The organism is Nocardia heshunensis, from assembly GCF_054782115.1.
In genome coordinates this window covers 1-15,340 of record NZ_BAAGTC010000026.1, presented here as the reverse complement: position 1 = coordinate 15,340, position 15,340 = coordinate 1, and the positions used below count along the sequence as shown (strand labels likewise).

Below are 15,340 nucleotides of genomic sequence, written 5' to 3'. Positions count from 1 at the left end.
CATCGATCAGGGATGCGCCAACCGTTACCTTCAGTCAGGGAACGGTCGCGCAAGATACGGTATCTGCCCGCACGTCAGCGGGCTCGAGGGGATCGGCGTCTAGTCGATATTCCCCCCTATCTCACAGTCCACCTTGTCGTCGGCGAAATGCAACCGGACGAGCAGTCCGGGATGCCGGTCGCGCAGGAGCTGGACGGCCGAGTTCACCTGGGCGGGCGGGGTGCCCTCGGCGATATCGAGTCCGATGGTGCGCACCGAGATGCCCAGCGGCTCGAGATCGAACAGGTCGAATTCCGGCTCCGCGGCCGTGGTCACCGGCTGGTCCAGCCGTTGGAGGGTCTCGGTGAGGAGCGCGCCGATGCCGGTGAGCGCGTCCGGTTCGGTCATGCGTTCGTGGGTGACCGGGATGAGGTGGTCCACGATGTCGCCGCCGACGAAGGGCGCCCAGTCGGCCGCGGTGCGTCCGGCCTCCGCGTGTTCCGGGTCGTCGGCCCGGAAGAACAGCAGATCGCCCAGGTAGTGGTCGGGCTCGAACTCCCGATCCAGCGCCACCGAGCGGATGACCGCGTCGGACATGCGGCGCACCAGCTCGCGGGGCACGTCGCCGAAGTCCCGGGCGAGGGTGTCCTGCAGCAGGTCCACCGCCACCTCGGTCAATTCGAGCTGATCGTCCACCTCGGCCAGCGCGTCCGGGAGTCCGAGGCCCGCGAAGGTTTCCTGCAGCGCACCACGGAGTCCGAGCTCGGCGCGCGCGGGGTGCGGGTAGGCGTCGAGCATGGCCAGCAGTTCGACCGATTCGCCCTGTTCCTGCAGGATCGCCGCCATGGTGTGGGCGAGCTTGGCGCCGAGCGACCAGCCCAGCAGGCGATAGGGCCCCTCGGGCTGGACCCTGCGCAGCTCGGTGACATAGCGTCGCGCGATCTCGGCGATCGAGGCCGGTGCGAAGTCCGCTTCGGTCAGCGCGGGCGACTGGATCCCGAAGATCGGTTGTTCGGGCGGCAGCACCCGGGTCAATCCCGAATAGCACCAGGCCAATCCGGCCATCGGGTGGATACAGAACAGTGGCCTGGACGCGCCGGTGGCGCGGATGGGCAGGACGACGCCGAGCGCGCCGGTCGGGTCCTGCTCGGCCACGGGTGCGAGATCGCGGTGCCCGTCGAGGTGGCGGGCGAGGCCGGTGACGGTGGCGTCGCCGAAGAAGTCGGCGACGGTCAGGCGCGCGCCCGTCTGCTCCCGGAGTCGGCTGACGACCCCGGTCGCCAGCAGCGAGGTGCCACCCACGGCGAAGAAATCGTCCGCCGCGCCGATTCGTTCCACGCCCAGCACTTCCGCGAAGGCCGCGGCCACCAGGACTTCCGAGGGTGTCGAGGGCGCCCGGTAGGCGCGGGGCCGCAATTCGGGTGCGGGCAGGGCGGCGCGATCGAGTTTGCCGACCGGGGTGAGCGGCAGTTCGTCGAGCACCACGATCGCCGTCGGCACCATGTACGAAGGCAGTCGAGCGGCGACGTGCTCGGTCAGCCGGGCGGTGTCGATCGTATGTCCCGGTACGGCAAGCACATAGGAGACGAGCACGGTCTGCCCGGCGGCGATCTCCCGGCCGAGCGTCACGGCGTGGTCGACGTCGTCGTGGGCGGCGAGAACGGCGTCGATCTCGCCGAGTTCGATGCGGAAGCCGCGAATCTTGACCTGGAAGTCGGAGCGGCCGACGTACTCGACCTCGCCGTCCGGGGTCCAGCGCACCACGTCGCCCGTGCGGTACATGCGCTCGCCGTCCGCAAACGGGTTGGCCACGAACCGATCCGACGTCAGCGCCGCCCGGCCGTGATAGCCGCGCGCCAGCTGGGTGCCCGCGACGTACAGCTCACCCGCGATCCCGACCGGCACCGGCTGCAGCCGATCGTCGAGGATGAGTGACCGCACACCCCGGATCGGGCCGCCGATGGTGACCGGGCGGCCCGCCGCCAGGGCGTCGCTGAGGTTGGTCATGATGGTGGCCTCGGTCGGGCCGTAGGCATTGTGGAACGCACGAATCGTGCCGTCCGCCAATGGGATCGCCCACTTCTGGACGAGATCCGCCGAGAGCGCTTCGCCGCCGGCGATCAACACGCGGAGGCTGTCGAGCCCACGCGGGTCGAGGGTGGACAGCACGGCCGGAGTGATCAGCGCGTGCGTGACCCGCTCGCGGCGAATCAGCTCAGCGAGTTCTTCGCCGCCGTAAATGCTCGGCGGCACGACAACCAGGGTGCCTGCCCTGACTACGGCGAGCAGGAACTCGAGGATCGACGCGTCGAACGAGGGCGAGGCGAAATGCAGTGCCCGCGAGGAGGAGTCGAGCCGGTAGCGTTCGGCCTGCTCGGTGGCGAAATTGATCAGACCGGTGTGAGTGACCACGACGCCCTTGGGGACGCCCGTGGAGCCGGAGGTGTAGATGACGTACGCCGGGTGCTCGGGACGCGACGGACGGACCCGGTCTCGATCGCCGATCACAGTGTCCGCGAGCGCATTCAGGTCCAGTTCGTCGAGGACGAGCCACTCCACCGAGTCCGGCAGAGCACCGCGCACCGACGCCACGGTCAAGCCGACCGGCGAACCGGAATCGGTGACCATGTGCGCGATGCGGTCGGCCGGATAGTTCGGGTCGACGGGCAGGAAGGCCGCGCCCGTCTTCGTCACGGCCCATTCGGCGAAGTAGGAGTCGTCCGAGCGCGGTACCGCGACGGCGACCACATTCTCGGCACCGATACCGCGCTCGATCAGCAAGCGCGCCAGGCGGTTCGACCGCGAATCCAGCTCGCGGTAGGACAGCCTGCGCCCCTCGAACACCACCGCGGGCGCGTCCGGGTCGACCGCGACCGCGTCGGCGATCAGCTCCGGCAGGGTTCGCGCCGGAAGGGCGGGCAGGCCGAAGCGGCTCACCAGGTCCGAGCGTTCGCCCGGCTCCAGAATGTCGATCGCGCCGACACCGATCTCCGGGTCCCCCACGATCGCTTCCAGCACCCGCAGGAAGCGCTGCGCGAACACCTCCACGGTGGCCTCGTCGAAGAGATCCCGCGCGAAGGTGAACATCGCGACCGCACCGGATTCGGCGGACCCCGCGACGGTCAACTCCAGGTCGAACTTCGCGATGCCGACCTCGAAATCGACCGCACCGACCCGCAATCCGGGCAACTCGAATCCGGCGTCGGGCAGGTTGGTGAACGACAGCGATACCTGGAACAGCGGGTTGCGGGCGGTGGAGCGCTCCGGGTTGAGCAGCTCGACAAGCCGCTCGAACGGCAGGTCGGCATGCGCGAACGCACCCAGGTCGGTGTCTTTGACCTCCGCCAGCAGTTCCATGAACGACTGCCCCGTCACCCGGGTGCGCAGCACCAGCGTATTGACGAACATGCCGATCACGTCATCGAGTTCGGCCTCACCACGACCCGCGATAGGCGTACCGATCGCGATGTCCTCGGCACCCGACAACCGGGACAGGAACACCGCGAGCGCCGCGTGCACGACCATGAACGACGTCGTATTGCGTTGCCGGGCCAGGTCTTCCAGTCCGCGATAGAGCTCGGCGTCGATGCCGAAGCTCACCGTGCCGCCGCGCAGGGATGCCACCGCCGGACGCGGCCGATCCCACGGCAGGTTCAGCTCGTCCGGCAATCCCGTGAGCGTGTCGCGGCAGTAGTCGGCCTGCCTCGTGAGCAGGCTCGCGGGGTCGTTCTCGTTCCCGAGGACTTCGCGCTGCCAGAGCGCGAAGTCCGCGTACTGCACCGCAAGTGGCGACCAGCCGGGTACGGTCCCGGACACCCGTGCCGCATAGGCGGTCATCACATCGCGGGTGAGCGGACCCATAGACCAGCCGTCACCGCTGATGTGGTGCACCACGAAAGCCAGGACGTATTCGGCGATTTCACCGCCGTCGACCCGGAACAGTCCGGCCCGGACCGGCACCTCCGCGGTCACGTCGAATCCGGCGCCGAGGAATGCGGCGATCCGCTCGTGTAGCGACTCCGCACCGACCACGATCGGTGTCAGGTCCGGAACAGCCTGTCCGACAGGCAGAATCAGCTGCGTGGGCTCGCCGTTGACCTGCGGGTAGATCGTGCGCAGGATCTCGTGGCGGCCGATCAGATCCGCGACGGCGTCTTGCAGGGCGGCCACCTCCAGCTCGCCGGTGAGCCGCACCGCGATCGGCATGTTGTAGGCCGCCGAAACGGGATCGAACTGGTTGAGGAACCACATCCGCTGCTGCGCCAGCGACAGCGGGATCGGCACCGGACGCTCCCGCCCGGTCAGGGCCGGGCGGCCACCGGAGCCCGCCCGCAGTTCGGCGCGGGCCGCGAGGGCGGCGACCGTCGGCGCTTCGAACAGCACCCGCACGGGCACCCGGGTATCGAGCGCCGCACCGAGCCGGGCCACCACCTGGGTGGCGAGCAGCGAATTGCCGCCGAGCGCGAAGAAGTCGTCGAAGGCGCCCGCCCGCTCCACCCCGAGGACCTCGGCGATGGTGTCGGCGACGAGCTGTTCCACAGCCGTTCTCGGGGCCTGGAATTCGGTGCGGAGCAGCACCGGCTCGGGCAGCGCCCGCCGATCCACCTTGCCGACCGGGGTCAGCGGGATCGCGTCGAGGACCGTAATCGCGGTGGGCACCATGTATTCCGGCAGCCGCCCCGCGACATGCTCGCTCAGCGCCGCCACATCGATGCCGCCCCCGGCCACCGGCACCACGTAGGCGGCCAGGATGGTGGACCCGGTCTCGGTGCGATGCCCGACGGTGACCGCGAAGTCGACGCTCTCGTGCGCGGAGAGCGCGGCATCGATCTCGCCGAGTTCGATGCGGAAACCGCGCACCTTGAGCTGGAAGTCGGAGCGACCGACGTACTCGATCCGGCCTTCGGGGCTCCAGCGCACCACGTCACCGGTGCGGTACATCCGCTCGCCGGCGGTGAACGGGTTCGCGACGAACCGCTCGGCGCTCAAGCCCGGTCGCGCATGGTAGCCGCGTGCCAGCTGGATACCCGACAGGTACAGCTCACCCGCGACACCCACCGGTACCGGGTGCAAGCGGTCGTCCAGGATCAAGTTCCGCATGCCGCGCACGGGACCGCCGATGCTGACCGGATCACCCGGCAGCAGCGGCTCACCGATATTGGTGACGATGGTGGTCTCGGTGGGTCCGTAGACGTCGTGGAAAGCGCGGATCGCACCGTCACCGAGCGGCACCGCCCATTTGGCGATCAGTTCGGCCGGGACGGCTTCGCCACCGACCGCCAGCACCCGCAGCGAGTCCAGACCGTCGGGCGCGAAGGTGGCCAGCGCGGCCGTAGTGATGAACGCGTGCGTGACCCGCTCGCGGCGCATGACCTCGGCGAGTTCCTCGCCGCCATAGACGCCCGGCGGGACCACGACCAGCGCGCCGCCACCACCGAGGGCCATCAGGAATTCCATCATCGATCCGTCGAAGGACGGCGATGCAAAATTCATTACGCGCGTTGATGAGTCGAGCCGGTAGCGGTCAACCTGTTCGGCGGTGAAGTTGGCCAGACCGGCGTGGGTGACCACGACGCCCTTGGGCACACCGGTCGAGCCGGAGGTGTAGACGACATATGCCGGATGTTCCGGACGCAGCGGGCGCACCCGCTCGGAATCGGCGATCGCGTTGTCCGCGAACGCATTCAGGTCGAGTTCGTCGAGCAGCAGCCACTCGACCGAGTCCGGCAGGTCCGCGCGCACCGAGGGCATGGCCAGTCCGATGGGCGAGCCGGAGTCCGTGATCATGTGCGCGATACGGTCGGCCGGGTAGTTCGGGTCGACCGGCAGGAAGGCCGCACCGGTCTTGGATACCGCCCACTCGACCCAGTACGACTCGGCCGAGCGCGGCACGGCGACGGCGACCAGGTCTTCCGTTCCGATGCCACGCGCGATGAGCAAGCGCGCCAGGCGATTCGACCGCGAGTCGAGCTCACCGTAGGACAGACTCTGCCCGTCGAACACCACCGCGGGTGCATCGGGATCGATGGCCACGGCGTCGGCGATCAGCTCCGGGTAGGTGCGCGCCGCCATGGCCGCGCCACCGTTGCGGTCGGTGAGGCTCTCGAACTCCTTGGGCGACACCAGTTCCAGGTCGCCGACCGGGTACCCCGGCCGCGCGACGATGTCGCCGAGCAGTTGCAGGAAGCGTCCGGCGAGGAGTTCCACGGTTGATTCGTCGAACAGGTCCCGCGCGAAGGTGAAGAACCCGGTCGTACCGGCCTCGGACGCACCGGCGATGGTCAACTGCAGGTCGAACTTCGCGATGTCCACGGCGAAATCGACCGCACCGACCCGCAATCCGGGCAGTTCGAACCCGGCATCGGGCAGGTTCTCGAACGACAACGCCACCTGGAACAGCGGATTGCGCGCGGTCGAACGCTCCGGATTCAGGATCTCCACCAGCCGCTCGAACGGCATGTCCGCATGCGCGAACGCGGCCAGATCGGTGTCCCGCACCTCGGTCAGCAGGTCGTCGAACGACTGCTGGGCGGTGATGCGGGTGCGCAGCACCAGCGTATTGACGAACATGCCGATCAGGTCATCGAGTTCGGCTTCACCGCGACCCGCGATAGGCGTACCGATCGCCAGATCGTCGGTGCCCGCGAGCCGGGACAGGAACACCGCGAGCGCGGTGTGCATCACCATGAACAGGGTCGCATTGCGTTCCCGCGCAAGGGTTTGCAGTGCCTGCTGCAACTCCGCACCGATCTCGAACGACACCGTGCCACCGCGCAACGAGGCAACCGGCGGACGCGGCCGATCCGAAGGCAGGTTCAGTTCGTCCGGCAATCCCTCCAGCGCGGTCCGCCAGAAGTCGGCTTGCGCTGCGATGAGGCTGGTGGGATCGTCCTCGCGACCCAGCACGGCGCGCTGCCAGAGCGCGAAATCGGCGTACTGCACCGGAAGCGGTGACCAGCCCGGCGCGTTGCCGGACACGCGTGCCGCGTACGCGGTCATCACGTCCCGGGTGAGCGGGCCCAGGGACCAGCCGTCGCCACCGATGTGATGCATCACGAAAGCCAGTACGTACTCGGTGCTTTCATCGCCGTCGAGCTGGAACAGCCTGGCCTGCAACGGCACTTCGGTCGTGACGTCGAAACCCGTGCCGAGGAATTCGGCGATCCGGTCGAGCAAGGACTCCTCGCCGACCAGCACCGGGGCCAGGCCCGGAACCGCCTGTCCGGCAGGCAGGATCAGCTGTGTGGGCTCGCCGTTCACCTGCGGGTAGATCGTCCGCAGGATCTCGTGACGGCCGACCAGATCGGCCACCGCCGCTTGCAGGGCAACCACATCCAGCTCGCCGGAGAGCCGGATTGCGACTGGAATGTTGTAGGCCGCCGACGCCGGATCGAACTGGTTGAGGAACCACATCCGCTGTTGCGCCAGCGACAGCGGAATGTGTTCCGGACGCGGTCCGGCGGTGAGCGCCTGGCGATCTCCCGCACCGGCGAGCTGCTCGGCCCGGGCCGCCAGCCCCGCGACCGTCGACGCCTCGAAGATCGCACGCACCGGCACCCGCGCGTCCAACTCTGCGCCGAGGCGCGCGGCGACCTGGGTGGCGAGCAGCGAGTTGCCGCCCAGCGCGAAGAAGTCGTCGTGCACGCCGACCCGCTCGAGCCCGAGCACCTCCGCCACCACCGTGGCGACCGTGTGCTCCACAGTCGTTCTCGGGGCGACGAATTCACGACTCGTGAACACCGGCCGCGGCAGCGCCCGGCGGTCCAGCTTGCCGACCGGGGTCAGCGGAATCATGTCGAGGACCGTGATCACCGACGGCACCATGTATTCCGGCAGCAGACCCGCGACATGCTCGGTGAGGACCGCGGTGTCGATCTCGCCGCCGGTCACGGGCAGCACATACGACACCAGCGCGGTAGTGCCCGCGGCGGTCTCGTGGCCCATGGTCACCGCGAAGTCGACACTCTCGTGCGCGGAGAGCGCGGCATCGATCTCGCCGAGCTCGATGCGGAAACCGCGCACCTTGAGCTGGAAATCGGAACGACCGACATATTCGATCCGGCCTTCGGGGCTCCAGCGCACCACGTCGCCCGTGCGATACATGCGCTCGCCCGCCGCGAACGGGCTGGCGACGAAGCGCTCGGCGCTCAAGCCCGGTCGCGCGTGATAGCCGCGCGCCAGCTGAATGCCCGACAGGTACAGCTCACCCGCCACGCCCACCGGCACCGGGTGCAGGCGGTCGTCCAGGATCAGGTTCCGCATGCCCCGAACCGGGCCGCCGATGGTGACCGGATCACCGGGCACGAGCGGCTCACCGATATTGGTGACGATGGTTGTCTCGGTGGGTCCGTAGACATCGTGGAAGGCACGAATCGTGCCGTCCGCCAACGGCACCGCCCACCGGGCGATCAGCTCCGCTGGGACGGCCTCGCCACCGACCGCCAGCACCCGCAGGGAGTCCAGGCCGTCGGGCGCGAAGGTGGCCAGCGCGGCGGTGGTGATGAACGCGTGCGTGACCCGCTCGCGGCGCAGGACGTCGGCCAACTCCTCGCCGCCGTAGACGCCCGGCGGGACCACGACCAGCGCGCCGCCGCCACCGAGGGCCATCAAGAATTCCATCATCGATCCGTCGAAGGACGGCGACGCGAAATTCAGTACGCGCGAGGAGGAATCGAGGCGATACCGGTCAACCTGCTCAGCAGCGAAGTTCGCCAGACCGGCGTGGGTGACCACGACGCCCTTGGGCACACCGGTCGAACCGGAGGTGTAGACGACATACGCCGGGTGCTCCGGACGCAATGAACGCACCCGCTCGGAATCGGCAATCGCTGTGTCCGCGAACGCATTCAACTCCAGCTCGTCGAGCAGCAGCCACTCCACCGAATCCGGCAGGCCCGCACGCACCGCTGCCACCGTCAGACCGATGGGCGAACCCGAATCCGTCAGCATGTGGGCGATACGGTCCGCCGGATAGGTGGGATCCACCGGCAGGAACGCCGCACCGGTCTTGGATACCGCCCACTCGACCCAGTACGAATCGGCCGAGCGCGGCACGGCGACGGCCACCAGATCCTCGGTCCCGACGCCACGCTCGATCAGCAAGCGAGCCACACGGTTCGACCGCGCATCCAGCTCGCCATAGGACAGACTCCGCCCCTCGAACACCACCGCGGGCGCGGCGGGGTCGACGGCAGCGGCGTCGGCGATCAGCTCCGGATAGGTGCGCGCCGTCATGGCCGCACCACCGTTGCGATCGGCGAGGTCCTCGAGCTCCGTGGCCGACAGCAATTCCAGGTCGCCGACCGGATGACCCGGCCGCGCGACGAGATCGCCGAGCAGCAGCAGGAAACGCCGCGCGAAGACCGCCACGGTCGCCTCGTCGAAGAGATCCCGGGCGAAGGTGAAGATCCCGGTCGCACCGGCGGCGGCGGAGCCCACCACCCGCAACTCCAGATCGAACTTCGCGGTGTCGACCTCGAAATCGACCGCGCCAACCCGCAATCCGGGCAACTCGAACCCGGCATCGGGCAGATTCTCGAACGACAACGCCACCTGGAACAGCGGATTGCGCGCGGTGGAACGCTCCGGATTCAGCAGCTCGACCAACCGCTCGAACGGCATGTCCGCATGCGCGAACGCTCCCAGATCCGAATCCTTGACCTCGGCCAGCAGCTCCGCGAACGACTGCTGCCCCGACACCCGGGTGCGCAGTACCAGGGTGTTGACGAACATGCCGATCACGTCATCGAGTTCGGCCTCACCACGACCCGCGATCGGCGTACCGATGGCGATGTCGTCGGTACCCGACAGCCGCGACAGGAACACCGCGAGCGCGGTATGCATCACCATGAACAGCGTCGCATTACGTTCCCGCGCAAGGGCTTGCAGCGCCTGCTGCAACTCCGCACCGATCTCGAACGACACCGTGCCGCCACGCAGCGACGCCACCGGCGGGCGCGGACGATCCGACGGCAGATTCAGTTCATCCGGCGATCCCGCCAGCGTGGTCCGCCAGAAGTCGGCCTGCGCCGAGATCACGCTGTCCGGATCGTCCTCGGAGCCGAGGGTCTCGCGCTGCCACAGCGTGTAATCGGCGTACTGCACGGGCAGCGGAGCCCACGCGGGGGCCTCGCCCTGTACGCGCGCGGCGTAGGCGAGCATGACGTCCCGGGTGAACGGACCCATCGACCAGCCGTCGGCGCCGATGTGGTGGACCACGAACACCAGGACGTATTCGTCCGCGGCAGCCTCGACCCGGAACAGCCCGGCCCGCAGCGGAACCTCACGCGCGACATCGAAGCCCTGGGACAGCACCTCCGCAATGCGCTGCGGCAGCGATTCGGCGGTGATCGGCTCCGGGGTGAGGTCGGGCACCACCTGCGCGGCAGGCACGATCACCTGGCAGGCCGCGCCATCGACCTGCGGATAGACCGTCCGCAGCGATTCATGCCGCCCGATGGTGTCGGCCACGGCCTGTTGCAGCGCAGCCACATTCAGGTCGCCGGTCAACCGCACGGCGGCCGGAATGTTGTACGCCGCCGAGGTCGGATCGAACTGATTGAGGAACCACATCCGCTGCTGCGCCAGCGACAACGGCACCCGGTCGGGCCGCGGCCCGGCCGTCAATGCCTTGCGCCCACGCCCGGCCTGCTGCTCCACCCGAACGGCGAGCGCGGCGACCGTCGGCGCCTCGAACAGCACCCGTACCGGCACCCGGGTATCCAACGCCGCACCCAGACGGGCCGCGACCTGCGTTGCCACCAGTGAGTTTCCACCGAGGGCGAAGAAGTCGTCCTCCGCACCGACGCGCTCGGAGCCGAGGACGTCGGCGAAGATGCCCGCCACGATCTCCTCGATCGGAGTCGACGGCGCACGGAACGCGGTGGCCTCGAACTCGGGCTCAGGCAACGCCTTCCGATCCAGCTTGCCGTTCGCGTTCAACGGCAGTGCGTCCAGCACCACGAAGGCCGATGGCACCATGTACGACGGCAGCGACTGCGTCAGCGCCGACTTCACCTGCGGCACATCGATACCCGCGCCGCTCGGCACCAGATAACCGACGAGGCGGTCACCGGTGCGCGGGTCGGAGTTCATGACCACGACGGCCTGCGCGACCGAATCGTGCCCGGTCAGCGCCGACTCGATCTCACCGAGCTCGATCCGCAGACCACGCAGCTTCACCTGGAAATCGGTGCGGCCCAGGTAGGTTAGCGAGCCGTCGGCATTCCAGCGCACCAGGTCACCGGTGCGGTACATGCGCTCACCGAACCCGAGCGGGTTGGCGACGAACCGATCGGCGGTCAGATCGGCTCGACCGAAATACCCACGCGCGAGCTGACTACCCGACAGATAGAGCTCACCCGCAACACCCGGCGCGACCGGGTGCAAACGCGAATCCAGCACGTAAGCCTGGGCATTCCACACCGGACGACCGATGGGCACCGCACCTCGCACGTCGTCGGCGACCGGCGCATAGGTGGCGTGAACAGTGAATTCCGTGGGGCCGTAGAGATTGTGCAGCTCGGCAGCACTCACCTTGCGGAACGAGCGAACCACATCGGAGGTGAACGCCTCACCGGCGATCAGCAGCGCCCGCAGTGAAGTCAGCTGCGCCGCGTCGACGCTGGTGGCGAAGACGCTGAGCATCGACGGCACGAATGAGGTGATCGTGACACCCTCGGCGGCAATGACTTCCGCAAGGTAGCCCGGATCCCGATGCCCGTCCGGGGTGGCGACGACCATGCGGCCACCGACGGCCAGCGGACCGAACAACTCCCACACCGACACGTCGAACGTCTGCGGCGTCTTCAGAAGCACCACATCAGCGGCCGACAACGCGTATTCCGCAGTGATCCAAGCAATCTGGTTCACGGCGGCGGCGTGAGAAACCGCCACACCCTTCGGACGACCGGTGGAACCGGAGGTGAAGATGACGTACGCAGCATTCGAAGACCGCAGCGGCGCAACCCGATCCGCGTCGGTCACCACGGAATCGGAGTAGCTGCTGACATCGAGGGTGTCGATGACCAGCACCGGCGTGGCGTCGTACTCGAACCCGTCCCGCGAGGTGGTCAACACAGTCACGGGTTGCGCCGTCTCCAGCACGTAATCGATGCGATCGGCAGGCTGGTCGAGATCCAGCGGCACGTACGCGCCACCGGCGGCCAGCACCGCATACATCGCCACCACCAGATCCGCAGACCGGCGAATACCCAAGGCCACCAACGTGTCCGGGCCAACTCCCGAAGCAATCAGGTGCCGAGCCAGACGGTGAACGCGAGCCGCGAACTCGCCATAGGACAGAGCTGTCCCCTCGAAGCCGATCGCAACTGCTTCGGGCGTCAGAACCGCCTGCGCCTCGAATCGCGTGAGCAGGTTCGCGGCCTGATCCACCTGATGCGCGGTCATAGTGCGCGTACCCAGCACCTCGGCCAACTCGGCCGGATCGAGCAGGTCGATATCCCCTACCGGCAGGGCCGGATTCGTCACCACGGCCGCGAGCAGCCGGTTCAACCGGTCCACGAACCCGGTGACCGTCTCGGCGTCGAACAGTTCGCTCGCGTAGGTCAGATAGCCGCCGATACCCACCGGGACACCGGCTTCGTCGTAGCCGTCGGACACGATCAGATGCAGGTCGAACTGCGACACATCCACATCCGACTCGACGGGCGCGATGGTGAGCCCGGGCAGCTCGAGCACCGAGCGGGCCATGTTCTGGAAGGACAGCCCCACCTGGAACAGCGGATGATGCGCCGTGGTGCGGGGCGGTTCGAGCACCTCCACCAGGCGTTCGAACGGAACGTCGCTGTGCGAGAACGCCTGGAGGTCGGTCTCGCGCTGCCGCGCCAGCAGTTCGGTGAACGATTCGCCGCCGTCCACCCGGGTCCGGAAGACGATGGTATTGACGAACATGCCGATCAGATCGTCGAGTTCGCGCTCTCCGCGCCCGGCGACCGGGGTGCCGATGGCAATGTCGGCGGTCCCGGACAGGCGTGCCAGCAGCGCCGCGAAGGCCGCGTGCACGACCATGAACACGGTGGCCTGGTGTTCGCGGGCGAGGCGCACGACTCCGGCGTGGATGTCGGGGTCGATCCGCACCGGCACCCGGGCGCCGATCGAGGAGGCCACGGCCGGGCGGGGCCGATCGACGGGTAGCTCCAGCAGGTCGGGCAGTCCGGCCAGTTCGCCGCGCCAGTACGCGAGTTGCTGGGCGGCAATCGATTCCGGATCGGATTCGGCGCCCAGCACCTCGCGCTGCCACACCGCGTAGTCCGCGTACTGCACCCGCAGCGGCGTCCAGCCGGGCTCCGCGCCGGCGACGCGGGCGGTGTAGGCGGTCATGATGTCGCGCACCAGCGGGGCCATGGACGAGGCGTCGGCGGCAATGTGGTGCGCGACCACGGCCAGCACGAAGCTCGGCTCGGCAGCCGGTTCCGCGATCTCGAACAGCCGCACCCGGATGGGCACCTCGCCGGTTACGTCGAACGGTGTGATGGCCAGTTCGTAGACGGCACCGGCGATCTCGGACTCGGCCAGCCGAGTCGCGACCAGCCGTGGGAGCCCCTCGCTACCGATGGCGAGCACAACCTGGACCGGCCCGTCCGCAGTCTCCGGGTACACGGTGCGCAGCACCTCGTGCCGCGCCACCACATCGTCGAGCGCGACACGCAGCGCCGCCACCTCGAGGCCGCCGGTCAATCGCAGTGCGAACGGCAGGTTGTAGGCCGCCGATCCGGCAGTGACGGTCCCGTCACCGAGATCCTCGAAACGATTGAGGAACCACATGCGCTGCTGTGCGGGCGACAACGGCAACCGCTCGGGCCGCTCGATGCTGCCCAGATCCCGGGTACGGCCCAGGCGGATCCGCGACTCCACGGCCGCGGCCAGCGCGGTGACGGTCGGGGATTCGAACAGGGCCCGCACCGGCACCCGATCCCCCAGCGCCGCACCGAGCCTGGCCACCACCGCCGTGGCGATCAGCGAATTGCCACCCAGCGCGAAAAAGTCATCATCCGCGCCGACCCGGTCGACCCCGAGCACTTCGGCGAAGACACCCGCCACGATCTCCTCGACGGGCGTGGCCGGAGCCCGGAACTCCCGACCGGCGAAGGTGGGCGAGGGCAGCGCCTTGCGATCCAGCTTGCCGCTGGCATTGAGTGGGAAGGCGTCGAGCACGACGACGGCGGACGGAATCATGTACCGGGGCAGCAGTTCCCCGAGCGCCGCCAGCAACTCCGGCACCTCGATCACCCGACCGGGCAACGGCACCACGTGCGCGACCAGCTGGTCACCCAGCTCGGACGCCATCACCGACACAGCCGCCGCACTCACGACATCCTGTGCCAACAGCGCGGTCTCGATCTCACCCAGCTCGATGCGCTGACCACGGAACTTCACCTGGAAGTCGGTGCGCCCGATGTAGTCCAACCGGGCCGGGCGATCCGTAGCCGCGTCCCGCCACACCACCAGGTCACCGGTGCGGTACATGCGCTCACCGGTGCCGAAGGGGTTGGCCACGAACCGATCCGACGTCAGATCCGGACGGCGCACGTACCCGCGGGCCAGCTGCGCGCCCGCCAGATACAGCTCTCCGGCCACACCCGCCGGAACCGGCCGCAACCGCGAATCCAGCACGTACACCTGGGTATTCCACTGCGGTGCACCGATCGGCACGGAGGCGCGCTCATCACCGCGGGCCTGCCAAGAGGTCACCGATACCGCGGCTTCCGTCGGCCCGTACAGGTTGTGCACCATCGCACCACACATCGCCGCGAAGGCCGACACGGTCTCCGGCGGCAATGCCTCACCGATCACGAACACATCGCGCAGGCTGTCGAGTGCCCCGGGCGCAGTATGCGCAGCGAACACGGTCAGCATCGACGGCACGAAGTCGGTAACCGTGACACCCTGCCGCGCAATCGTTTCCGCGACATACGCCGGATCACGATGCCCATCGTGAGTGGCGACCACCAGCTTCGCGCCGGTCCGCAGCGGCATGAAATACCCCCACAACGACACATCGAAGGTCGTCGCGGTCTTCTGCAGGTAAACGTCCCCGGAATCCATCGGATACTCGGCCAGCATCCAACTGATCTGGTTGTGAATGGCCCGATGCGACACCGCGACGCCCTTGGGCCGACCGGTGGAGCCGGAGGTGAAGATGACGTAGGCCGGATGCTCCGGCAGCAGCGGACGCAGCAGTTCCGCGTCCGATACCGGTTCGGCGGAGAACGCGCTCTGATCCACATCGTCCAGCCGCACCACCACGGTCCGCTCCGGCACCGGCACGGCGTCGGCGGCGGTGGTCAGTACGCAGGCCGGACGCGCGGTCTCGAGAATGTGGGCGATGCGCTCGGCCGGA

1 protein-coding gene is annotated in these 15,340 nt (G+C 68.4%); it reads right to left on the bottom strand.

Features of this window, described 5'->3' with window-relative positions:
- Positions 1 to 99 precede the first annotated feature (99 nt).
- Positions 100 to 15,340, bottom strand: a 15,241-nt coding sequence (locus tag ACYVN4_RS40245) for an amino acid adenylation domain-containing protein (RefSeq protein ID WP_460728693.1), incomplete at its 5' end; no start/stop codon positions are given.